This window comes from Halalkalibacter wakoensis JCM 9140 (genome assembly GCF_000513095.1).
In the GTDB taxonomy this organism is placed as follows: Bacteria; Bacillota; Bacilli; order Bacillales; family Bacillaceae_D; genus Halalkalibacter; species Halalkalibacter wakoensis.
On sequence record NZ_BAUT01000174.1, the window covers coordinates 1 to 880 of the forward strand.

At 35.8% G+C, this 880-nt stretch carries 1 protein-coding gene; it reads right to left on the reverse strand.

Annotated features, from left to right (window positions below):
- On the reverse strand, positions 1 to 838 hold an 838-nt coding region (locus tag JCM9140_RS22125; protein WP_162232221.1), incomplete at its 3' end, for an acyltransferase family protein.
- Between the last annotated feature and the right edge of the window lie 42 nt (positions 839 to 880).

Consider the following 880-nt stretch of genomic DNA (forward strand, 5'->3'; position numbering starts at 1 on the left):
ACATCTTGATCCAAGCCGGTGTTTGTTTTTGTTTCGAAGCGAACAAGAAAAATAAGAAGAATAACAGAATCGTATATGGAATCACATCAAAACGCGCTGACGTTACTCGCATTAACAAACCAGAGTGATAAACATATTGAAGCAAACTACATGAAGCAAGAACCCCTATTACTATAAAAGGCCATCTTTTATTTAGTAAATATATAAAATGCTCATAGTGTTTCCCACAATAGTAGGCAACAACATAATAAAACAACCAGCCAACGAACAAGATTCTTGAAAAGAATAGCGTTAAATAACTAGAATGACTAACATAGTCGATAAAGTGAAAATAATAACTCGCCCAATACCCTACACTCACGGCAAAACAAATCGTAAGGACATAGGTTGCTTTAAACTTATGAATATATCTCACGAATAAATAATGAATCAAATAAAACTGAAAGATAATTAATATAAAATACCCGTGCCACTGTCCGAGCAAATTGTAACCGAATTCCCGAGCAAAATCACTGAACGTCCAGTTAAACCGATAGTACTTGTCACCAGCATAAAAAACCGACATTACTATATATGGAATTAAAATGTATTGAAGTCTCTTCTTTAAAAAGCCTTTTGGGATCTTTTCTTTGTAAGCATGTGTCATCACCATCGTCGAAATTAGAATAAACATTGGTGTACCAAAAAGCAATAATGTTTGCAACGTTCGATAAACGACTCGTTCATCCCCTGTCACAGAGAAATCCGACAATACCCTGCTCACAGCGTGAATGAGGACAACACTTACACATGCAACAATCCGCAGCCAGTATACTTCATGCATTTCTTTTGTGCTCATAATCATCCACGCTCCTTCGTTTACGAAATCCATATCAATCTA